The organism is Pseudonocardia sp., from assembly GCF_025465255.1.
GTDB lineage: Bacteria > Actinomycetota > Actinomycetes > Mycobacteriales > Pseudonocardiaceae > Pseudonocardia.
This window is the reverse complement of the sequence record NZ_JAODNI010000155.1, coordinates 12331-33578: the sequence shown is the minus strand read 5'-3', so window position 1 is coordinate 33578 and position 21248 is coordinate 12331. Positions and strand designations below refer to the sequence as shown.

Annotated in this window: 19 protein-coding genes, 1 tRNA gene and 1 pseudogene; 8 read left to right on the top strand and 13 right to left on the bottom strand. The window is 73.7% G+C overall.

Annotated elements, in window-relative coordinates:
• Positions 1-58 precede the first annotated feature (58 nt).
• The 5 genes from JWP64_RS18875 to metG all read right to left on the bottom strand — a co-directional run bounded on the left by JWP64_RS18875 (position 59) and on the right by metG (position 7428).
• A complete protein-coding gene (locus JWP64_RS18875; protein WP_297498945.1) occupies positions 59-1564 on the bottom strand; it encodes a DHA2 family efflux MFS transporter permease subunit in 1506 nt (501 codons plus the stop codon).
• A 186-nt stretch (positions 1565-1750) separates the two neighbouring features.
• Positions 1751-2653, bottom strand: a complete 903-nt coding sequence (gene rsmA, locus JWP64_RS18870) for a 16S rRNA (adenine(1518)-N(6)/adenine(1519)-N(6))-dimethyltransferase RsmA (RefSeq protein ID WP_297498943.1) — start codon at positions 2651-2653, stop codon at positions 1751-1753.
• A gap of 41 nt (positions 2654-2694) precedes the next feature.
• The gene (locus JWP64_RS18865; protein ID WP_297498941.1) at positions 2695-4488 is read right to left on the bottom strand and encodes a transglycosylase family protein; all 1794 of its coding nucleotides are present in this window, start codon (positions 4486-4488) and stop codon (positions 2695-2697) included.
• A 206-nt stretch (positions 4489-4694) separates the two neighbouring features.
• On the bottom strand, positions 4695-5561 hold the full coding sequence (locus tag JWP64_RS18860; protein ID WP_297498939.1) for a TatD family hydrolase: 867 nt from the start codon (positions 5559-5561) through the stop codon (positions 4695-4697).
• Between the two features lie 73 nt (positions 5562-5634).
• Positions 5635-7428 carry a methionine--tRNA ligase gene (gene metG, locus JWP64_RS18855; RefSeq protein ID WP_297498937.1) on the bottom strand — a complete coding sequence of 598 codons (1794 nt, stop codon included), beginning with the start codon at positions 7426-7428 and terminating at the stop codon, positions 5635-5637.
• Between the two features lie 84 nt (positions 7429-7512).
• Between metG and JWP64_RS18850 the strand changes: the two genes are divergently transcribed.
• The 4 genes and pseudogenes from JWP64_RS18850 (at position 7513) to JWP64_RS18835 (ending at position 10865) form a co-directional block, all read left to right on the top strand.
• Complete coding sequence (locus JWP64_RS18850; RefSeq protein WP_297498935.1) at positions 7513-8094, top strand: TetR/AcrR family transcriptional regulator; 582 nt, start codon at positions 7513-7515, stop codon at positions 8092-8094.
• Positions 8095-8185: 91 nt separating this feature from the next.
• Complete coding sequence (locus JWP64_RS18845) at positions 8186-8668, top strand: cation:proton antiporter regulatory subunit (protein WP_297498933.1); 483 nt, start codon at positions 8186-8188, stop codon at positions 8666-8668.
• A 2-nt stretch (positions 8669-8670) separates the two neighbouring features.
• Positions 8671-9865 (top strand): annotated as a pseudogene (locus tag JWP64_RS18840) (cation:proton antiporter).
• A gap of 106 nt (positions 9866-9971) precedes the next feature.
• The gene (locus JWP64_RS18835) at positions 9972-10865 is read left to right on the top strand and encodes a DUF559 domain-containing protein (RefSeq protein WP_297498931.1); all 894 of its coding nucleotides are present in this window, start codon (positions 9972-9974) and stop codon (positions 10863-10865) included.
• 34 nt (positions 10866-10899) lie between these two features.
• Here the strand turns inward: JWP64_RS18835 and rsmI are convergent, their stop codons facing one another.
• Positions 10900-11745 carry a 16S rRNA (cytidine(1402)-2'-O)-methyltransferase gene (gene rsmI, locus JWP64_RS18830; protein ID WP_297498929.1) on the bottom strand — a complete coding sequence of 282 codons (846 nt, stop codon included), beginning with the start codon at positions 11743-11745 and terminating at the stop codon, positions 10900-10902.
• Between the two features lie 24 nt (positions 11746-11769).
• On the opposite strand from rsmI, the gene JWP64_RS18825 reads away from it, so the two are divergent.
• A complete protein-coding gene (locus JWP64_RS18825; protein ID WP_297498927.1) occupies positions 11770-13398 on the top strand; it encodes a phospholipid carrier-dependent glycosyltransferase in 1629 nt (542 codons plus the stop codon).
• Between the two features lie 4 nt (positions 13399-13402).
• Here JWP64_RS18825 and JWP64_RS18820 read toward each other — a convergent pair whose 3' ends face one another.
• Complete coding sequence (locus JWP64_RS18820; protein WP_297498924.1) at positions 13403-14224, bottom strand: DMT family transporter; 822 nt, start codon at positions 14222-14224, stop codon at positions 13403-13405.
• Between the two features lie 95 nt (positions 14225-14319).
• Between JWP64_RS18820 and JWP64_RS18815 the strand changes: the two genes are divergently transcribed.
• Entirely contained in the window at positions 14320-14934 is a 615-nt protein-coding gene (locus tag JWP64_RS18815) for an XRE family transcriptional regulator (protein WP_297498922.1), read from the top strand.
• Between the two features lie 31 nt (positions 14935-14965).
• Here JWP64_RS18815 and JWP64_RS18810 read toward each other — a convergent pair whose 3' ends face one another.
• From JWP64_RS18810 to JWP64_RS18785, 6 genes are all read right to left on the bottom strand, one after another.
• A complete protein-coding gene (locus tag JWP64_RS18810; RefSeq protein ID WP_297498920.1) occupies positions 14966-15556 on the bottom strand; it encodes a hypothetical protein in 591 nt (196 codons plus the stop codon).
• Positions 15557-15647: 91 nt separating this feature from the next.
• Positions 15648-15723: transfer RNA gene (locus JWP64_RS18805), tRNA-Ala, on the bottom strand.
• Between the two features lie 44 nt (positions 15724-15767).
• Entirely contained in the window at positions 15768-16922 is a 1155-nt protein-coding gene (glpR, locus tag JWP64_RS18800; RefSeq protein ID WP_297498918.1) for a gephyrin-like molybdotransferase receptor GlpR, read from the bottom strand.
• A gap of 270 nt (positions 16923-17192) precedes the next feature.
• Complete coding sequence (locus tag JWP64_RS18795) at positions 17193-17876, bottom strand: GNAT family protein (protein ID WP_297498965.1); 684 nt, start codon at positions 17874-17876, stop codon at positions 17193-17195.
• Between the two features lie 11 nt (positions 17877-17887).
• Positions 17888-19111 (bottom strand): gephyrin-like molybdotransferase Glp, encoded by a 1224-nt coding sequence (gene glp / locus JWP64_RS18790; RefSeq protein ID WP_297498916.1) that lies wholly within the window; start codon positions 19109-19111, stop codon positions 17888-17890.
• A gap of 5 nt (positions 19112-19116) precedes the next feature.
• Positions 19117-20004 (bottom strand): UTP--glucose-1-phosphate uridylyltransferase, encoded by an 888-nt coding sequence (locus JWP64_RS18785; RefSeq protein ID WP_297498914.1) that lies wholly within the window; start codon positions 20002-20004, stop codon positions 19117-19119.
• A gap of 118 nt (positions 20005-20122) precedes the next feature.
• Here JWP64_RS18785 and JWP64_RS18780 point away from each other — a divergent pair, with 118 nt between their 5' ends.
• Positions 20123-20746 carry a 5-formyltetrahydrofolate cyclo-ligase gene (locus tag JWP64_RS18780; protein WP_297498912.1) on the top strand — a complete coding sequence of 208 codons (624 nt, stop codon included), beginning with the start codon at positions 20123-20125 and terminating at the stop codon, positions 20744-20746.
• Between the two features lie 57 nt (positions 20747-20803).
• On the top strand, positions 20804-21148 hold the full coding sequence (locus JWP64_RS18775; RefSeq protein WP_297498910.1) for an FmdB family zinc ribbon protein: 345 nt from the start codon (positions 20804-20806) through the stop codon (positions 21146-21148).
• The last annotated feature ends 100 nt before the right edge of the window (positions 21149-21248 follow it).

The window sequence follows — 21248 nt, the reverse complement described above, 5'->3', positions numbered from 1 at the left end:
GGGGGAGAACACCCTTCAACCCTACGTGCGTGTCCCTGCCCCCCGGCGGTGGCGGGCCTCACCCGACGGGCTGTGTCTCCTTCGAGGCGCTCTCCCGGCGCAGATGCGCGGGGGTCGAGAAGGCGAGCACCGCGACCAGCCCGACGACGAGCACGACCGCGGGCAGCAAGAGGGACTGCGCCATTGCCGTCGTGTAGGCGTCGTGCAGCGGCGACGGGAGCTTCGAGATCCCCACCTCTCCGCCGGCCGCGCCGGAGCCGGGCAGCAGCGCGCCGAGCCGGGACTGCATCAGCACCGCGATCCCCGCGCTGCCCAGCACCGCCCCGACCTGCCGCGCGGTGTTGTAGACGCCGGCGCCGGCACCGGCCTGGGCCATCGGCAGGTTGCGGGTGGCGGTGGTGCCGACCGGCGCCCAGATGAACCCGTTGGCTACGCCGAGCAGCGCCATCGGCAGCAGCAGCTGCCAGATCGGCGTCGCCGGGCCCATCACCAGCACGAACCAGAGCAGCGCGACCGGGAAGCAGGCCATGCCGAACCCGGCGACCCACCGCGGGTGCGCCCGGTCCGTGAGCTTCCCGACGTAGGGCGAGAGCGCGCCGGACACGACGGCCATCGGCACCAGCAGCAGGGCGGAGCGCGTCGGGGAGAGCCCCAGGACACCCTGGGCGAAGAACATGATCGGGAAGATCTGGGCCGTGACCGCGAAGCCGATCGTGGTGATCGCGACGTTGGCCAGGCTGAAGTTGCGGTCCCGGAACAGCGTCAGCGACATCAGCGGCTCGGCCCGGTTGCGCGACTGCCAGAACACGAACGCCCCGAGCACGACGACGCCCGACGCGATCAGCGCCCACACCCCGGGGGCCCAGTCGTAGCTCTGCCCCTCCTGGATCCCGAAGACCAGCAGGAACATCCCGATGGCGCTCAGCGCCACGCCGAGCAGGTCGAACCGGCGCACGTGCGTGGGCAGGACCGGGACGAGCCGGACCGCGAGCACGACGGCGAGCACGCCGACCGGCACGTTGATGAAGAAGATCCACTCCCAGCCGAGCCCGTCGACGAGGACCCCGCCGAGGATCGGTCCGACGAGCGTCGCGACGCCCGCGACCGCGCCCCACAGGCTCATCGCCCGGCCGCGCTGGGTGGCCGGGAAGGTCCTGGTGATCACTGCCATCGTCTGCGGGGTCATCAGCGAGGCGCCGAGCCCCTGCACGACCCGGGCCGCGACGAGCCCGCCGATGTCCCCGGTCAGCCCGCACCAGAGCGACGCGAGGGTGAAGATCGTGAGCCCGGCGAGGTAGACGTACTTGGGGCCGAAGCGGTCACCGAGGCGGCCGGTGATCAGCAGCGGCACGGCGTAGGCCAGCAGGTACGCGCTCGTCACCCAGACGACGCTGTCGACGCCCGCCCCGAGCCCGGCCATGATCGCCGGGGTCGCGACGGACACGATCGTCGAGTCCACGAGGATCATGAAGAACCCGAGGACGAGCGCCCAGAGCGCCGGCCAAGGGCTCCGTGCGGCGCCCGGGTCGGCGGCGGCGGCGTCCGTCGCGTCTCGCGTGCTCATGGCGCTCCCCGTCGTCGATCATCGACCGGGGCCGTCGCTGGTCGACGCCGCCGGCGGCATTGCACGACGATACGTTCGGCCGCCACGCGGCGCGCGTCGATCCCCCGCCCCTCGCGTTGTGGAGCCACAACGCGAAAATTCTGCCCCTGGACCGCGTCGTGGCTCCACAACGCGGTCGGGGTGGCGTCACGCGTCCGGGGGGCGGGCCGCGGCCAGGGCGGCGAACTGCTCGATGCCCAGGGTCTCCGCGCGGGCGAGCGGGTCGATGCCCGCGGCGCGCAGGGCGGTCTCGGCGACGGCCGGGGACCCGGCCCACCCCGAGAGGCCGGAGCGCAGAGTCTTACGACGCTGCGCGAACGCGGCGTCGATCAGCCGGAAGACGTCCTCGCGCGCGACGCCCGTGGGCGGCTCCCGGCGGGTGAAGGCGAGCAGGCCGGAGTCCACGTTCGGGACCGGCCAGAACACCGCCCGGGGCACCGGCCCGGCGCGGCGGGCCTCGGCGAACCAGGCGAGCTTCGCGCTCGGGACGCCGTAGGTCTTGCTCCCCGGCCCCGCGGCCAGCCGTTCGGCGACCTCGGCCTGCACCATCACCAGCCCGCACCGGACCTCCGGCAGCTCGGCGAGCAGGTGCAGCAGGACCGGGACGCCGACGTTGTAGGGCAGGTTCGCGACGACCGCGGTGGGCGTGGGCCCGGTGAGCTGGTCCGCGCGCACCCGCATGGCGTCCGCGGTCGTCACGGTCAACCGGTTCGCGAGCGTCGGCGCGCGCTCCGCGACCGTGCCCGGGAGCGCCCCGGCCAGCACGGGATCGATCTCCACGGCGTGCACGGCGGCGACGGCCGGCAGCAGCGCCAGGGTCAGCGAGCCGAGCCCGGGGCCGACCTCCACCACCACGTCGTCCGCGGTGAGCTCGGCGGCGCGGACGATGCGCCGCACCGTGTTCGGGTCGTGCACGAAGTTCTGCCCGAGCCGCTTGGTCGGCCGGATGCCCAGCCCCTCGGCCAGCGTCCGGACCTCGGCCGGGCCGAGAAGGCGCGACGCGGGATCGTCGGGCGACGGGGCGTCGACCGCAGGCTCGGGAGTGCTCACCGCCCCATCATCCCGGGCGGCGCCGCGCGCGCTGCGGGGGCCTAGTGGGGAAGGCCGAGCTTGCGGGCGCAGGCCGGCCAGGCGCCGTAACCGCCCCGGTCGTCCCGGACCTTGCTGCCGACGGCGATCTGCTCCTCGCGGCTGGCCTGGTGCGGCAGAGGCGCGTACCCGGTGCCGCCGTAGGCCCGCCACGTCGAGGCGTCGAACTGCAGGCCGCCGTAGTAGCCGTTGCCGGTGTTGATCCCCCAGTTGCCGCCGGCCTCGCACTTCGCGAGCGAGTCCCAGGCGGCGGCGTCGGAGACCGTGGGGGCGGTGCCGGTCCCCTGCTCCTCCGGCGGCTGCTCGTCGTTGGTGCCGACCTTGACGATCCGCGGCGTCGGCGCGGTGCTCGCGCCGCCGCGGATCTGCTCGCGCCGGACCTCGTGGCCGTCCTGCACGTAGACGCGCATCACAGCGGTCTGCTCGCCCGGCTTGCCGGGGTCCACGACCTCGCGCTTGCCGCGGGGCAGCTCCGGGTCCTCGATCTCCTGCGTCGGCGGCTCGATCCGCTTGACCTCGACGACCTCACCGACGCCGTTGCGCACGACGTGGACGTTCATCCCGTCCGTGAGCTGGCTGTCGCTGCTGGGCACCGCGATGTCGTCCGGCCCGAGCTGGACGCCCTTCTCGGCGAGCAGCCCGGCGACCGTCCCGGAGTCCGTGGTGAGGGCCTCCTGGGCGCCGGTGCCGTCTGTGAAGGTGACATTGCGCGGCACCTTGAGCTGGACGTGCAGCCCGTCCATCGGGATGACGGCGTCCGGGGACATCGACATCTGGATCGGCTGGACCTCGATGCCCATGCCCTTGAGCGCCTCGTCGACCGACGACGCCGTGGTCCACACCTGCCGGCTCTGCGAGCCCTCGACCAGCGTCAGCGGCCGGGCCCGGTTGACGATCACCTGGTCCCCGTCCGCGAGGTCCGTCATCAGCGCCGGCTCCACGCGGTCCTGCGGGGAGGTGCTGACGCCGGCCGCGGCGAGCACGCCGCTCACGTCGCCGGCGAACGTGTGCACGATCCGGTCCTGCCCGTCGAGGGTGACGGTGATCGTCTTGTCCATCGCGAGCGCGGTGGTGCTGCCGGCGGTGAGGGTGAGCAGGACGGCGACGACGACGGCCTTGACGCCGGTGCCGCCGCGCGCGGCGCGGCGACGGGTGGCGGCCCGGCCGGTGGGGCCGGTCCGCCGGGGTGACGGGGCGGCGGCCGGCTCCTGCTCGACGGGCTCGACCGCGGGCTTCGCGGGAGCCTCGACGGTGGCCTTCGCAGCGACGGCGGCGAACACGTCCGTGGCCGGGTCCAGGGGCGCCGCGGCGGGGACGACGGTCAGCGCGCCGGTGGCGGCGTCCTCGTCGGCGTCCGCGGGAAGAGCGGCGAACGCCCCGGTCGGGCTGTCGTACCCGGCGTCGGCCTGGCCGACGTCCCGGGCGGGAGCGTCCGCGAGGGGGCGCCGGGCCGGCGCGAAGAGGTCCGCGGTGATCCGCGGGAGCCGTCCGGTCGCGGCGGCGTCCCGCACCGCGTCGAAGGGCACGGTGAACGGGTCCTCGACGAGCTCGTCGAGGTGGTCGTCCGGGGCGGTGTGCCGCGAACCGACGACCGGGATCGGGCCGGAGATCGCGGAGTCCGGGACGTCGACGTAGGTGCGCTCGAGGTACGGCGCGCTCTCGGCGAAGAGGTCGACGGGGCCGTCCTGGTCCAGGTATCCCTCGTCCACCGGGGCGACGGGCAGCCCGGCGTCGCGCCCGAGGCGGGCACGGGCGGCGTGCCGCCGCGCGCGCGCAGATACGTCGACCACTGGCATCCAGACGCTCGTCGGACCGGGCAGGAGAAGAAGACGGTCACGGTGGGCCCGGAGGCAGGTGGTTCGGGGGAGCGCCCCGGGCCACACCGTGTCCGCCTGGCTGGGGAGCGTTCTCCACCCCGGCTTTCAGCGATTACGGAACCGTAACGGGCGGTGACGGGCTCACGTACGCCGCGACACGGCGGCAGCGCCGAATGGACGGTCCGCTACGCCGAACGAGGGTCGGACACGGTGGACGTCGTCTCCGTGGCGACAGACGGCAGTTCACCGAGCCGGAAGACCCGTTCGGCGTTCCGCTCGGTGATCTCCGCAATTCGATCCGCCGGCACCCCACGGAGTTCGGCCAGGCCGCGCACCGTCCACGGCAGGCAGTACGGCTCGTTGGCCCGGCCGCGGTGGGGGTGCGGGGTGAGGAAGGGGGCGTCGGTCTCGACCAGCAGGAGATCGTCCGGCGGCACCGAAGCCGCCGCCCGGAGCGGCTTCGCGTTACGGAACGTCACCGGGCCGGCGAACGACAGAACGTAACCGGCGTCACTGCAGACGCGGGCCATCTCGGCGTCCCCGGAGAAGCAGTGGAAGATCACCGTCTCCGGCGCGCCCTCCTCGCGGAGGATCCGCAGGACGTCGGAGTGGGCGTCCCGGTCGTGGATCATCAGCGGCTTGCCGAGCCGCTTGGCGAGGTCGATGTGCCGGCGGAAGGACGCCTGCTGGGCCTCGGGCGGAGAGTAGTCCCAGTAGTAGTCCAGGCCCGTCTCCCCCACCGCGACCACGCGCGGGTCCGCCGCGAGCCGCTCGATCTCCGCGAACTCGTCGTCGGTCACGGCGGCGGTGCGGGTGGGGTGCAGTGCGACGGCCGCGAAGACCCGGGGGTCCCAGTGCGCGGCCTGCGCCGCCCAGCGGGCCGAGGGCAGGTCGTCCGCGATCGTGACGGCCCGGGTGACCCCGACCGCCGACGCCCGGTCCATGGCCGCCGCGACGTCCGCGGCCGTCTCGCAGCCGCAGGCGTCGAGGTGGGTGTGCGCGTCGACGGTGGTGGCGCCCAGGGGTTCCGGCGGCTCGGGCCGTTCCCTCATGACCGCGGCTCCGCCGCTCGTACGCCGTGAGTGGTGCGGGAGCACCCCTTACCGCGCCCGGGCGCCTCAGCGCTCACGAGGACTGGATCGGGGCCCACTCCGGGCCGGTCTCGCCGAGCTTCGGGTCCAGCTTCGGGAAGATCGGCGCCGGCTTCTCCAGCGGGCGGCCGACCTCGATCGGGGTGGACTCCCAGCGCGCGGCCTCGGCGTCGTAGTCCCCCATGAGGACCGGGTACGACGGGCCGTCCGCGAGGTCCTCGACCTCGCGCATCTCCGGCTGCGCCGCCCACACGCCGCTGCCGCCGAGGGCCTCGTGCACCTTCTGCGCGGCGTGCGGCAGGAACGGCGTGAGCAGCGTGTTCGCGTCCTGGACGACCTGCAGCGCCGTGTGCAGGATCGTGTCCCGGCGGTCCGGGTCGTCCTTGCGCTTCCAGGGCTCCTGGTCGGACATGTACTTGTTCGCCGCCGAGACGACGCGCATGGCCTCGCCGAGTGCCTGCTTGAACTTGCTGCGGCCCAGCAGGTCGCCGACAGTGGCGAACCCGGCCCTCGAGACGGCGAGCAGCTCGTGGTCCGCGTCCGTGGGCGCGGTCGGCTTCGGGATGGCCCCGACGTTCTTGTGCGCCATGGACAGCGAGCGGTTGACGAGGTTGCCCCACTCGTTGGCCAGCTCGAAGTTGGTCCGGCGCACGAACTCGTCCCAGGTGAAGTCCGTGTCCTGGTTCTCCGGGCCCGCGGCGGCGATGAAGTACCGCAGCGTGTCCGGCCCGAACTCCTTCAGGAAGTCCCCGACGTAGATCACGTTGCCGCGGGACGTCGACAACTTCGACCCGCTCATGGTGAGGAACTCCGACGACACGATCTCGTCCGGCAGGTTCAGGGTGCCGAACGCGCCCGGCTCGCCCCCGTGGTCCCCCGCGCCGTTCTGCCCGAGCAGCAGCGCCGGCCAGATGACCGAGTGGAAGACGATGTTGTCCTTACCCATGAAGTAGTAGGACTCGGCCGCCGGGTCCGTCCACCACTGCTTCCAGGCGTCGGGGTCCGGCCCGCGGCGCGCCCACTCGACCGACGCCGAGAGGTAGCCGATCACCGCGTCGAACCAGACGTAGAGCCGCTTCATGGACTGGTCCCGCCAGCCGTCCAGCGGCACCGGGACGCCCCAGTCCAGGTCGCGGGTGATCGCGCGCGGCTTGAGGTCGTTCACCAGGTTCGTGGCGAACCGCAGCACGTTCGGCCGCCAGTCCGTGCGCGTCGACAGCCACCCGCCGAGGGACTCGGCGAACGCGGGCAGGTCCAGGAAGAAGTGCTCGGTCTCGATGAACTTCGGGACCTCGCCGTTGATCTTCGAGCGCGGGTTGATCAGGTCCGCCGGGTCCAGCTGGTTTCCGCAGTTGTCGCACTGGTCGCCCCGGGCGCCGTCGTAACCGCAGATCGGGCAGGTGCCCTCGACGTAGCGGTCCGGCAGCGTCCGGCCCGTCGACGGGCTGATCGCGCCCATCGTGGTACGCGGGACGACGTAGCCGTTCTTGTACAGCGCCAGGAACAGCTCCTGCACCACGGCGTAGTGGTTCGACGTGGTGGTGCGGGTGAACAGGTCGTAGCCCAGCCCGAGACCCTGCAGGTCCTTGGCGATCACGAAGTTGTACTTGTCCGCGAGCTGCCGCGCGGTCAGCCCCTCGGCCTCGGCCTGCACCTGGATGGGCGTGCCGTGCTCGTCGGTGCCGCTGACCATCAGCACCCGGTCCCCGCTCATTCGGCGGAAACGGGAGAAGACGTCGGAGGGCACACCGAAACCGGAGACATGGCCGATGTGCCGCGGGCCGTTGGCGTAGGGCCACGCCACGGCGGTCAGCACGCGGGAACTCATGCGACCAGCGTATTCGCTCCCGCCACCGGCTCACCCGGCGGGCGGAGGGCCCGGATCTACCAGTGGCTGCGCCACAATGGCCGAGTGACGAAGGACTCAGCGGGTGCGGACGTCCGCGCGTCGTTGCTGGACGCCGGGCTGCAGGTCTGGTCCGACGCCGGTTGGGCGGCGGTCACCCCGGCGGCCGTGTGCGCGGCCGCCGGCGTCGACGACGCGTCGTTCCACGCCGAGTTCGCCTCGGCCGAGGACCTGTTGATCGAGATCTTCGACGAGGGCACCGAGGAACGCGCCGCGCTCGTGCTCGTCGCGATGGACGCCGCCGGGCCGGGCCGCGGCGAGCAGATCCGCGCCTGCCTCGACGCCTACACGTCCTATCTCTTGCAGGACCCGCGGCACGCCGTGGTGCTGGTCGAGGCGATCGGCTGCCCGCCGCTGCGGGGGCGGCGGCGCCGGGCGAACACGGGGTTCGGGGCGCTGATCGCCGGGGAGACGGCCAAGCTGCCGAACCCGCCGCCCGCGGAGAAGGTCCAGGTCGCGGCCCAATTCTGCCTCGGTGGGCTCGTCGAGCTGACCCTCGCCTGGCTGGACGGGACGTCACCGGTCACCCGGGGCCAGATCGTCGACCACGGCACCCGGCTCTTCGAGTCCGCCCTCATGACCCGCTGACACGCGCGGCGCACACGCGCGGGGAGAAGACCGTGCCGGCCGCCGGCACCACACCGGACAGACGTCGCATTCGTCGGGTCACGGTGGTCGCGTGAACGTAGAGGTCACTCCGCTGCCGGGGATCGGCGTACGCAAGGACTTCGCCCTGCGCAACGGCCGGCGCATCGGTGTGGTCACCCATCGGGACGGGAAGATCGAACTGATCGTCTCGAAGTCCGACGACCCGGACGCCTGCCTGGCCGAGCTGCCGCTGACGTCCGACGAGGCGTCCGCCCTGGCCAACCTGCTCGGCGCGCCGCAGCTCGTCGCGCAGCTCAACGAGGAGCAGCGGGACCTGCCCGGGATCCACACCCGGCAGATCCCGGTCCGCACGGACAGCCCGTTCGACGGGCGCACGCTGGGGGACACGGCGCTGCGCACACGCACGGGGGTGTCGGTCGTCGCGGTGATGCGAGCGGGCCAGGCGCACCCCTCCCCCACGCCGGACTTCACCCTGACCGCCGGGGACCTGCTGGTCACCGTCGGCACGTCGGAGGGGCTCGACAACGCTGTCAAGATCCTCAGCAACGGCTGAGCGTGGACCACACCGCGCTCGAACTGATCGAGCTCGGCGCCGTCTTCTTCGGACTGGGCCTGCTGGGCAGGCTCGCGGGCCGGATCGGCCTCTCGCCCATGCCGCTCTACCTCGTGGGCGGGCTGTGCTTCGGGTCCGGCGGCTTCTTCCCGCTCGGGGACATCGGCGACTTCACGTCGCCGGCCAGCGAGGTCGGCGTCGTGCTACTGCTCCTGCTGCTCGGCCTGGAGTACTCCGCCGCCGAGCTGATCACCGGGTTGAAACGCTCGTGGACCGGCGGCGTACTGGACATCGTGCTGAACGCCGCGCCGGGTGTCGCCGTCGCGCTGATCCTCGGCTGGGTCCCGTCGGGGCGATGGTCCTGGGCGGCGTCACCTACATCTCGTCGTCCGGGATCGTCGCGAAGGTGCTCTCGGACCTGGGCCGGCTCGGTAACCGCGAGACGCCGGCGGTCCTCTCGATCCTGGTGTTGGAGGACCTGGTCATGGCCGTCTACCTGCCGATCCTCACCGCGCTGCTGATCGGCGTGACGTTCCTCGGCGGGCCCGAGGCGGTGAGCATCTCCCTCGCGTGATCGCGATCGTGCTCGTGGTGGCGCTGCGCTACGGCCGCCACGTGTCCATGGTCGTCGACAGCCCGGACCGCGAGGTCTTCCTGCTCAAGGTGCTCGGCGCCGCACTTCTGGTCGCCGGGCTGGCGTCCGCGCTGCAGGTGTCCGCCGCGGTCGGGGCGTTCCTGCTCGGCATCGCGATCCCGGGCTCGACGGCGCACAACGCCACCCGGCTCCTCGAACCCCTGCGGGACCTGTTCGCCGCGGTGTTCTTCGTGGTCTTCGGCCTCAACACGGACCCGCGCGCGATCCCGCCGGTGCTGGGCTGGGCGATCGTGCTGGCCGGCCCGACGTCGCTGACCAAGCTCGCGACGGGGTGGTGGGCCGCGCGACGGCAGGGCATCGGGAAGCTCGGCCGGGCCCGCGCGGGTGCCGCGCTGATCGCCCGCGGGGAGTTCTCGATCGTCATCGCGGGGCTCGCGGTGTCCTACGCCGCGGTCCCGGCGGAGCTCTCCGCGCTGGCCACGGCGTACGTGCTGATCATGGCGATCCTGGGCCCGATCGCGGCGAAGTTCGTCGAGCCGGTCGCCAAGGCCCTTCAGGTCAGACGCACCGCAGCCCAACCGAGCCCCATCGTGGGTCAGTAGCTCGTCGAGTGCAACGTCACGCTGGTTCGATCACGAACGGGACCAGCGTGACGTCGCGTTCGGTGAAACGGCCTCGGAACTCGCGCCGGTCGGGGACGCTTCTGCGGTGCTCGACGGTGTCTTTCGTGGGTCGCTGGCCGTGCGCGCCGGGGTGGTGACCTGGAACCAGCTGGCCGGTCCGCGGTTCGTGCGGGTCTTCCCGGACGTCTACGTCCGGGCCGGCAGGCAACTGGATCTGGCGACGCGCTCGGCGGCGGCGTACCTCGTGATCGGCGACCGGGGCGGCGCGCTCGCCGGCTATTCCGCGGCGCTGCTGCTCGGCGCGGACTGCGGGCCGCGGAACGCCCCGGCCGAGGTCGTCGTCGCCGGGGATCAGCGTGCCCACCCGGGCCTGCGGGTGGTCCGCGGCCGGCTCGAACCCGAGGACACGGTCGAGGTCCGCGGATGCCGGCTCACCTCCCCGCTGCGGACCGCCTGGGATCTGGGCCGCCGGCTCGGGCCCGTCGAGGCCGTGGTGGCGGTGGACGCCCTCGCCCGGCGACGCGTGCGCGACGGCTTCGCGCCCGTCCAGCTCCTGGCCCTGCGGGCGAGCCGGCCCGGCGCGCGGGGATCCCGGCGGCTGGACCGGGTCGGGGAGTTGGCCGACCCGCGCGCGGAGTCGCCGATGGAGACCCGGCTGCGGCTCATCCTCGTGCTCGGCGGGCTCCCGAGACCCGCGGTGCAGCACGAGTTGCTCGACGAGCACGGCTTCGTCGTCGCCCGGTTCGACCTCGCCTACCCGCAGGCCCGGCTCGTGATCGAGTACGACGGCGGCGGCCACGCGGGCCGGGTGTTCAGCGCCGACGACCGCTGGCGCGACGCGACGACGAGCGGCTTCGGCTGGCAGACCCTGCGCTTCACCCGCGACGACGTCGTGCTCACCGCGCCTCGCACGATCCAGGCCGTGGCCGACGCACTGGCCCATCGGCCCCCGTCGAGCGTGACACCACACTGGTCATAGGCATGATCGAACCAGCACCACGTCGCACTCGAGGTCAGGTGGCGGTGAGGGTGGCGTTGTAGAGGTCCCGCTTCGGGACGCCTGCGGCCACGGCCACCGCGGCGACGGCGTCCTTGAGGCGTTCGCCGTCCGCCACCCGTTCCTGGACCGCGCCGACCAGGCTCTCGACGGTCGGGGCCTCGCTGGGCGCGGCACCCGCGAGCACGACGGTGATCTCGCCGCGGACCTCCACCGAGCCCGCCCACTCCAGCAGCGAGGCGAGGGTCCCCCGCTTGACCTCCTCGTAGGTCTTCGTCAGCTCTCGGCACACCGCGGCCGGGCGCTCCCCGCCGAGCACCGTGACCGCGTCCGCCAGGGTGTCCGCGAGCCTGCGCGGGGACTCGAAGAACACCACCGCCCGGGACTCGGTGAGGAGCGTGCCCAGCCACGCCCGGCGCTCGCCACCCTTGCGCGGGGCGAAGCCCTCGAAGCAGAACCGGTCGCACGGCAGGCCGGAGAGGACCAGCGCGGTCGTCACGGCGGACGGGCCGGGCAGGCACGTCACCGGCAGGTCCTCGGCCGCGGCCGCGGCGACCAGGCGGTACCCCGGATCGGACACCGCGGGCATCCCCGCGTCGCTCACCACGAGCACGGTGCTGCCGGACCGGACCGCCTCCAGCAGGCCGGGCATCCGCGCGGCCTCGACGGCGTCGTAGTGGCTGATCACCTTTCCCGTCACCGTGACGTCCAACGCGCTCGCCAGGTGCCGCAACCGTCGGGTGTCCTCCGCGGCGATCACGTCCGCCGTCGCGAGGGTCTCGCGCAGCCTGGCCGACGCGTCCCGGGCGTCGCCCAGGGGTGTGGCCGCGAGGACCAGCCGACCGGCGTTCGTGCGTTCCATACCCCGCAGCCTACGATCGGCCCGATGCGACCGACCGGCGTGAGGGGCGACTCCACCGTCTCCCGGGCTGCGACCGAGACGGTCGTCGACGCTTCCGAGGTGCCCGGCGTGGCGCCCGCCAGCAGCCCGCCACCCCTCGCCGCGGTGGAGCCCGGTGCTCCCCGCCTCGGCCCGCCGCACCCCACGGACACCGCGCGCGGCTGGCTCGTCGCGATCGGGCTGGCGATCCTCGGCGGCATCCTGCGCTTCTCCGGCCTGGGCTACCCCACGGACGGCGGCACCCCCGTCTTCGACGAGAAGCACTACGTCCCGCAGGCCTGGCAGATGCTGGGCAACGGCGGCGTCGAGGACAACCCGGCCTACGAACTGGTCGTGCACCCGCCGCTGGCCAAGCAGCTGATCGCGCTCGGCGAGCTGGCGTTCGGCTACGACGGCGTCGGCTGGCGGGTGTCCGCGGCGCTGTGCGGGACGCTCTGCATCCTGATGATCGTCCGGGTCGCGCGGCGGATGACCGGGTCGACGCTGCTCGGCGGCATCGCGGGCATCCTGCTGATCTGCGACGGCGTGAGCCACGTCCAGTCCCGGATGGGCATGCTCGACGCCTTCCAGGCCTTCTTCGTGCTCGCCGCCTTCGCCACGCTCATCCGGGACCGGGACGACGTGCGCGAGCGGATGGCCGTCGTCGTCGCCGAGGGGCGGATCGGGGACTCGCCGTTCGGCCCGCGGCTCGGGGTGCGCTGGTGGCGGCTCACCACCGGCGTGCTGCTCGGGCTCGGCTGCGGGGTCAAGTGGTCCGGCGTCTACTGGGTGGTCGCGTTCGCGCTCCTCGTGGTCCTGTTCGACGCGACGGCGCGCCGGGCGGCAGGCGTCGAACGTCCCTGGGTCGGGACGCTGCGCCGCGACGTCGGGCCGGGGATCTGGGCCCTCGCGGTCGTCCCGGTGATCGCCTACCTGTCCTGCTGGTGGGCCTGGTTCGGCAGCGAGACCGGCGTCGACCGGCACGCCGTCGGGGACCAGGTCGGTACCGGCGGTCCTTGGTCGTTCCTGCCGGACGCGCTGCGCTCGCTCTGGTACTACAGCGGGCACGTGCTCGCGTTCCACGAGGGCCTGGACACCCCGCCGACCAGCCCGCACCCGTGGGAGTCGAAGCCCTGGACGTGGCCGATGGGGCTGCGCCCGATGCTCTACTACTACGAGTCCGGCACCGACGTCAGCGGCTGCGGCGCCACTGAGTGCACGAGCGCGGTCATGCTCGTCGGGACGCCGGCGCTGTGGTGGCCGGCGATCCCGGTGCTGCTCTGGAGCGTCTGGCGCGCGGTCACCCGGCTGGACTGGCGCTACGCCGCGGTGCTGGTCGGCTACGGCGCGGGGTTCCTGCCGTGGTTCCTCAACATCGACCGGCAGATGTACTTCTTCTACATGGCGCCGGTGGCGCCGTTCCTGGTGCTGGCGACGGTCCTGGTCATGGGCGACATCCTGGGCCGGGCGCCGCGGACCGCGACCTCCGAGCGACGGCAGACGGGCCTGCTGGTCATCTCGCTTTGGGTGGGGCTGACCGTCGCGAACTTCGCCTGGCTGTGGCCCATCCTGGTCGGGCTGCCGATCACCCCGGAGCACTGGCAGGCGGAGCTCTGGCTGCCGTCCTGGCGCTGAGTTCTCAGCCGCCCGTCGCGAGCAGGACCGACGCCCCCAGGGCGAGCGCCACGCTCGTCAGCTGGACGCCCGTGAGCCGTTCCCGCAGCACCGCGCGGGCCAGCAGCACGACGGCGACCGGGTACAAGGAGACGATCACCGCCGTCACCCCGAGCGAGCCCACGCGCGTGGCCAGCAGGAACAGCACATTCGCCACCGTGTCCAGCAGCCCGCTGACGACCATGAGCCCGGGCTTGGCCGGCACGCCCGCCCGCCGGACGACCAGCGCGATCGCCAGCAGCGCGACCGACGTGGCCCGGCCCGCGAGGAGAGGCCAGAGCCCGGAGTCCTCCGGTGTGAGGTCCAGGGCGATGAAGAACAGCCCGAAGCCGGCCCCGGAGGCGATCCCGAGCAGGATCCCGCTCAGCGCCGCCGGCTCGCGCCGGGACCCGGCCGTGGCCAGCACGATCGCGACCAGCGCGAGCGCCATCGCCCCGATCGTCACCGGCCCGGGGCGCTCCCCCGCCACGATCCCGATCAGCAGCGGCAGCCCCGCGCCGACCACCGCGGAGAGCGGCGCGACGGTGCCCATCGGCCCGACGGCGAGCCCGCGGAAGTAGAGCAGCAGGCCGCCGACGCCCGCGAGTCCCGCCAGCGCCCCGATGCCCGCGGCGGACCAGCTGAACACGCCGGGCAGCAGGAACACCGCCGGGACGAGCAGGATCAGACCCGCGAGCTGCGCGACGGCCGTCACGACCAGGACGGGAGCCCGACGGGAGGCGAGGCCGCCCGCGAAGTCCGCGAACCCGTAGGCGATGGCGGACGGGACGGCGAATCCGGCGCTCATGGGGCCGGTACAGCGAACTGGACTACAGAGAACACGCTGATGAACCTAACACGGGGTACAGCGGAATATCCTTCCTAGTACGGCAGGATGTTCCCGTGCAGTCCTCCGACGAGGTCGCGGCGGCCGTCGGCCGCAACGTCCGGGCCCTCCGCACCCAACGGCGGATGACGATCGACGCACTCGCCGCCGCCGCCGGTGTCAGCCGCGGCACGGTGATCCAGATCGAGACCGCCCGCGGCAACCCGAGCATCGGCACGCTGGTGCACCTGGCCGAGGCGCTGCGGGTGGGCGTCGCGTCCCTGGTCGACGGCGACGCGTCGCCCCGGGTGGTCGTGCGGCGCGCCGAGCAGGCGGTGCCGCTGTGGAGCAGCGACGCAGGGAGCACCGCGGTCTTCCGGATCGGGACGGACCCGCCGGACGTCGTCGAGCTGTGGGACTGGACCTTGCAGCCCGGGGACTCCTTCGACGGCGAGGCACACCCGATGGGCACCGCGGAGGTGCTGTCCGTGCTCGAGGGGCGGCTCGGCCTGCGGGTCGGGGCGGCGGAGCACGAGCTGGACACCGGGGACACGCTGATGTTCCAGGCCCACGTGCCGCACCGGTACTCCGGCGCGGGTGCGGAGCCCGTGCGGTTCACGATGGTGGTGGTCCAGCCCGGCGACGCAGGTCTGGTGCCCCCGGGCGCGATCGCGCAGGCGGTCGACCAATAAGGGGGCGTGTCTCCCGGATCTCCAGCCGGCCCTAGCAGCCGTCGAGCCGCAGCGGGCTGTGCACCGGGTCCACCGAGAGCGTCACCTCGTCGACGGTGGAGCGGTAGCCGCAGCCCGCGCCCGCCACGACCTCGACGACCGTGCCCGCCGCGGTCGGGACACCGAACCGGAACGTCGTGGGCGCGGCGCCCTCCGAGAGCCCCAGCCAGACCGGCGAGTCCTGCTCGAACGGCCCGCTGCCGGCCCGGACCCGCACCGAGTAGACGATCGGGTCGGCGGCGAGGGTCCCGCTCTGGACGAGCACCAGCCGGACCCGCGAACCGGGCGGGGCCGGGACCTCGCGCAGCACGGCCTCGCCCGGCAGGAAGCTGATCGCCAACCAGCTGAACGCCACCCACACCAGGGCGACCAGCAGCCCGGCGCCGCCCACCAGGACCCGCACGAGGCCGCGCACCCACAGCACGATCCACAGGGTCACGAGGACGACGGCGAGGGTGCCGAGCACGCCCGCGTACCAGGCCGCGAGGCGGAGGTGGAACGGGTCCGCCAGGGCGAACGCCGCCAGCGCCAGCACGACGAGCGCGACCGCCGCGAGCACGGGCCGGGTGCGGCGGGTCGTCACCGGAACTCGCCTCCCACGATCACCGATCATCCGGACAGACGAGAACCGCCACCATCCGAAACCCGGATGATGGCGGTCTGTGAGGGGGTGATGGTGGAGCTGAGGGGAATCGAACCCCTGACCTTCTCGATGCGAACGAGACGCGCTACCAACTGCGCTACAGCCCCATGCCTGCCCGCCTTCCGGCGGGCAGGAAGAACCATATCAGCCGCTATTCACCGGCCGCACGGCGGTAGGCACTCGCCCCCGGCTTGGCGTCCACGACGAGGCCGTCCTCCTCCTCGTCGACGTCCACGAGCTGCGTTCCCGCAGGCAGCGGCGGCGGCGGGGCCGGCTGCAGGCGCGGCAGGGCGGACTCCACCTCGTCCGCGGCGGGGTCCTCGTCGTCGTCGGAACGGGCCGTGCGCCGGCGGGCGGGCAGGACGCCGATGGGCTCGCCGGTGCCCCGCACGCGCTCGGGCGTGACGTCGTCGGTGGTCCAGGCCTCGTCGTCGGACTCGTCGTCGGACCGGTCCTCGCCCGCGGCCGAGACGTCGGACTCGTCGTAGTCGTAGTAACCGCCGTAGCCGTCGTCCTGCGCCTGCGCGGCGGCCTCCTTGCCGCGACGGGCCCAGTCGTCGAGCTCGGGGTCGTCGGCCGCGGAGGGGCGCCGCGTGCCCGCCATCCGCGCGGCCCGGCGCTCCCGGATCGCCTCCTCCATGCGGACCTGGCGGCGCAGGTACACCAGGTAGCCGACGAGCGAGACGTCGATCAGCGCGTGCGGCCACCACAGCGCGGGCAGCGCGATCGCGGCGATCAGCGCGGTGGCCACCGCGCCGACCAGCAGGCCGATGACGACGCGCTGGCGGAACGTGTAGCGGGCGCGCGCGGTGAGCGCGGCCGCCTCGGCGTCGAACCCGCCGCGGCCGGGACGGTAGCGGGCGGGCGGGCGCTGCCACTCGCGCTCCTCCGCGTCGCCGGGGCGCTCGGCTGGATCGGCGCGGCGCGATCCCGCGGGCTCCCCGTCGTGCGCGTCGAGCTCGAGCTCGCCGTCGACGTCCCGGTCCTCATCCCGGTCGGTGTCGCCGTGGTCCGGGCGGGCGTGGACGTCCTCCTCCGCCCGGGCCGCCGGGACCCGTGCCGCCGCGGCCTGGGCGGGCTCGGGGCGCGTCGTGGCGGCACGTGCCGCCCGGGACTCCGTCGGGGTATCGGACTCGTCCATCTGGTCCACCTCCTGGATCCGGTGCCGCACCGGCCGTGCGAGCACCCGGCCGGCGAGAGCGGCCTCGCTGGGCCGGGCCACCTCCTGCTGGCGCCGCGCGACCGCCGGAACGAGGATGAGCAGCCAGACCACCACGAGGCCCACGAAGATCAGAGAGCTGGGCACGGCTGCTTCCTCCCCCCGAACGGCGCAGTCGAAACGTTGTCCTGTGCCACGCCCCCGCGAAGATCACCTCGCGAGAACCGCCGCAGAGATCACGCCCGGACCTTCACGGTAGTGAGCCCGAACGCGGGATCCCGGAAGCGACGCGCCGTAGTCACCCGGATCTCCCACGATTCCACCGGGACGGGGGTGACGGATGGTGCACGAGTGGGTGCGGCCCGTGAATACCGAACGTGATGCAACCGTGATCATCCGAGATCCCCGCAGGGACCCTCAGACGCGCGAGGCACGCCCTTCGGCGACGAGCCGCGCGGCGAGGCCGCCGTGCGGGAGCTCCTCGACGGTCTGGGCGAAGCAGAGATGGTCCCGCCACGCCCCGTCGACGTCGAGGTAGCGCCGGAAGAGCCCCTCCTGCCGGAACCCGAGCTTCGCCAGCACCCGCAGGCTCGCGCCGTTCTCCGGGCGGACGGTGGCCTCGATCCGGTGCAGCCCGACGGCGGTGAAGCAGTGGTCGACGACCATCGCGACGGCCGCCGTCGTCACCCCGCCGCCATTGACCCGGGCGTCGCACCAGTAGCCGACGTAGGCCGACAGCAGGGGTTCGCGCACGACGTTGCCGACCATCACCTGCCCCACCAGCCGGCCGTCGAGCAGGATCGCGAAGGGCAGGGCCGCGCCCCGGCGGGCGGCGCCGCGCAGCAGCCACCAGCGCCCGGGCCACTCCACGGGGGCGTTGCGCCGGGCCCAGCCACCGGGCGTGGTGGGCTCCCAGGGTGTGAGGTGCTGCTCGTCCCGCAGCCGGATCTCCGACCAGGCCGACCCGTCGGAGAGCCTGACCCCCCGCAGCGTGACCACGCCGGCGGGCACCCGCAGTGGACCGAGCCCGGCGGGCCAGCCCGGATGCCGGCCGACGTTCTCCTGCAGGCCGTGGCGCGGGTCGGGCCGGCTGTGTGCCACCTGCCGGCCCGTCAACGACGCGACGAGAGCAGGGCGACGTCCACGCGCTCGTCGACGGTCGCGTCGGTGACGTCCTCCCCCACGACGATCAGGCCGTTGGCCTCGGCCAGGGAGGACAGCAGATGGGTGCCCGCGACGGCGAGGGGCTGCACGAGGTAGTCCCCCGTCGCCTGCTCGCGCAGCAGCCGTCCGCGCAGGTAGGAGCGTCGGCCCTTGGGCGAGGAGATCGGCGAGGTGAGGCGCGCGGAGACCGCCTTGCGGTGGGGCTCGGCGCCCAGCCCCACCCGGATCACCGGGCGGACCAGGACCTCGAAGAGGACGAGCGCGGTGGCCGGGTGGGCCGGGAACAGGAAGGTGGGCACGGCGTCGTCGCCCAGCCGGACGAACGCCTGCGACGAGCCGGGGTGCATCGCCACCCGGGTCGCGTCGATCTCGCCCAGCCCGGCGAACGCCGCCTTGGCCTCGGCGCCGGCGTTCCCGCCCGCCCCACCGGCCACGACGATGATCTCGCTGACGGGCAGCAGGTCCTCCACGGCCGCGCGCAGCTCCCGGGCGTCGCAGCGGACGGTCCGGGCCCGCGCGGTCTCCGCGCCGCACTCCCGGGCGGCCGCGGTGAGGGCGTGCGAGCAGATGTCCGGCACCTGCCCGTTCGACGGCGGGCGCGCCACGTCGACGAGCTCGTCCCCGACCGAGATGACCGAGACGCGCGGGCGCGGGTGCACGAGCAGCTTGTCCCGGCCGGCGGCCGCGAGCAGCGCGACCTGGGCCGCGCCGACGATCGCGTCCCGGCGCACGGCGACGTCGCCGGGCTGGACGTCCTCGCCGACCCGGCGCACGAAGGACGCCGAGGGCACGCCGCGGAAGACCTGCAGGCGGGCCGAGCCGCCGTCGGTGTTGTCCAGCGGCACGACGGCGTCCGCGAGGGTGGGCAGCGGCGCCCCGGCCATGACCCGCACGGCCTGGCCGGGCTGCAGGCGCAGCGGCTGGCGCGATCCCGCCGGGATCTCCCCCACGACCGGGATGCTCACGGGCTCCGCCTCCACGGCACCCGAGAGGTCCACGCTCCGCACGGCGTACCCGTCGATCGCGGCCTGGTCGAAACCGGGCATCGGCCGCGCCGTCACGACCTCCTCCGCGCTGCGCAGGCCCTGCGCGTCCGAGATCGCCACCCTGACCGGGGCGGGCCGGACCGCGATCTCCAGGACCCGGCGGAGCTGCTCGTCGACCGTCCGCACCCTCGCTAACCCTCCAGACGCGCGGCGAGCCAGCTGCGCAGATCGTCACCGTAGTCCGGATGCCGCAGCGCAAAGTCGACGAACGCGCGGGCGTAGCCGCCCGGATTGCCGAGATCGTGCCGCCCGCCCCGGTGGACGACGACGTGCACGGGGTGTCCCTCGTCGATCAGCAGCTGGACCGCGTCGGTGAGCTGCAGCTCGCCGCCGCTGCCCGGGGTGATCCGGCGGAGCGCGTCGAAGATCGCGCGGTCCAGCACGTACCGGCCGGCCGCGGCGTAGGTCGACGGCGCCTCCTCCGCGGAGGGCTTCTCGACCATCCCGTGGACCTGCTTGACGTCCGGGTCGTCGGTGTCGGAGACGTCGAAGACGCCGTAGGGCGAGATCTGCGCCTTGGGGACGTCGAAGGCGCACAGCACGCTGCCGCCCTTCTCCGCCCGCACCTGCGCCATCCGGCCGAGCACCCCCGTCGGCAGGACGAGGTCGTCCGGCAGCAGCACGGCGATGGCCTGCTCGTCGTCCGCGAGGGCCTGCTCGGCCTGCGCGACGGCGTGCCCCAGCCCGAGCGGCTCGTACTGGTAGACGGTCTTCACCGCCAGCAGCGACGGCGCCCGGCGGACCGCGGCGAGCTGGGCGGTCTTGCCCTTCTCCGCGAGGTTCTTCTCGAGCTCCGGCGCCGGTTCGAAGTACGCGGCCACGGACTCCTTGCCGGGTGAGGTCACGATCAGCAGCTGCTCGGCGCCGGCCTCGGCGGCCTCCGCGGCGACGAGCTCGATGCCCGGCGTGTCGACCACGGGCAGGAGCTCCTTGGGCACGGACTTGGTGGCCGGCAGGAACCGGGTGCCCAGTCCCGCGGCCGGAACCACGGCCGAGCGGATGTCGGAGGGCGCGCTCATGGTCGGCGAGCCTATCGGCGCCACGGGCACCGACGTGCCACGGCACGCTCGACAGGGTGAGGATGTCGACGAGGATCGACGCGAAGTCCACCCCGTGGTGGCATCGGGAGGGCGGCCCATGACCGACGGATCGGGTGACAAGACCCACAGTCGGCCCCTCGACGACCGCAAGGCGGAGCTCCGACGACGGTTGGTGGCGGCCCGTCGCGCCCTCCCCCCGGAGACCCGCGCGGCCCATGCCGAGGCGCTGCGCCCGCGCGTGCTGGCGCTCGCCGCGGGCGCCGGGGAGACCGTCTGCGCCTACCTCCCGATCGGCTCCGAACCAGGCTCCGCCGCCCTCCTCGACGCGTTGCGGGCCGGGGGGCACGAGGTACTGGTGCCGGTCGTCCCGCCCGCGCCCGGCCCGCTGGACTGGGGGCGCTACACCGGCCCGGACGACGTCGGCGCAGGTCCGCTGGGTCTGCGCGAGCCGCTCGGCCCCCGGCTCGGGGTCGGCGCGATCGGTCGCGCCGCGCTCGTCCTGCTGCCGGGTCTGGCCGCGGACCCGAGTGGCGTCCGGCTCGGCCGGGGCGGCGGCTACTACGACCGGACCCTGCCCGGGGCGCGGCCGGGGACCCCGCTCGCCGTCCTGCTGCACGAGGGCGAGCTGGTCGACGCTCTCCCGGCGGACACCTACGATGTGTTCGTGACGGCGGCAGTACTGCCGGTTCGCGGAACCGTTCCGCTGGGGAACATCCACTGACCCGGGCGGGTTATGCTGGCACTCGCCGTCTCGGAGTGCCAGTTCCCGGAGGATCCCGTGCCCACCTACCAGTACGCCTGCACCGCCTGCGACCACAGGTTCGAGGCGGTCCAGTCCTTCTCCGACGATGCGCTGTCGGTGTGTCCGGAGTGCGGCGGGAAGCTCCGCAAGGTCTTCTCCTCCGTCGGCATCGTCTTCAAGGGCAGCGGCTTCTACCGCACCGACAGCCGGGCCGGGGCCGTCCCCGCGGGCTCCTCGAGCTCGGACTCGTCCGGCAGCTCGTCGGACGGCTCGTCGTCGAAGTCCGAGTCGAAGTCCGAGTCGAAGTCCTCGTCGAGCTCGACGTCGTCGGACACGAAGTCCGCCAGCACCTCGAGCTCCCCCGCCGCCGCGGCATCCTGACACGCCCTCCCGTCGCCCCCGCGGCGGAACGTGCCGGACACCCGGAGTTGTCCACAGGGCCTCTCCACGATCCACAGGCCCGCCGCTCACCCGTGCGCAG

Excerpts from the sequence above, each read along its gene's own strand:
- JWP64_RS18875 (WP_297498945.1), bottom strand. The coding sequence starts at position 1,564 with ATGAGCACGCGAGACGCGACGGACGCCGCCGCCGCCGACCCGGGCGCC.
- JWP64_RS18865 (WP_297498941.1), bottom strand. The coding sequence starts at position 4,488 with ATGCCAGTGGTCGACGTATCTGCGCGCGCGCGGCGGCACGCCGCCCGT.
- JWP64_RS18860 (WP_297498939.1), bottom strand. The coding sequence starts at position 5,561 with ATGAGGGAACGGCCCGAGCCGCCGGAACCCCTGGGCGCCACCACCGTC.
- metG (WP_297498937.1), bottom strand. The coding sequence starts at position 7,428 with ATGAGTTCCCGCGTGCTGACCGCCGTGGCGTGGCCCTACGCCAACGGC.
- rsmI (WP_297498929.1), bottom strand. The coding sequence starts at position 11,745 with ATGGAACGCACGAACGCCGGTCGGCTGGTCCTCGCGGCCACACCCCTG.
- JWP64_RS18825 (WP_297498927.1), top strand. The coding sequence starts at position 11,770 with ATGCGACCGACCGGCGTGAGGGGCGACTCCACCGTCTCCCGGGCTGCG.
- JWP64_RS18820 (WP_297498924.1), bottom strand. The coding sequence starts at position 14,224 with ATGAGCGCCGGATTCGCCGTCCCGTCCGCCATCGCCTACGGGTTCGCG.
- JWP64_RS18785 (WP_297498914.1), bottom strand. The coding sequence starts at position 20,004 with ATGAGCGCGCCCTCCGACATCCGCTCGGCCGTGGTTCCGGCCGCGGGA.
- JWP64_RS18780 (WP_297498912.1), top strand. The coding sequence starts at position 20,123 with ATGACCGACGGATCGGGTGACAAGACCCACAGTCGGCCCCTCGACGAC.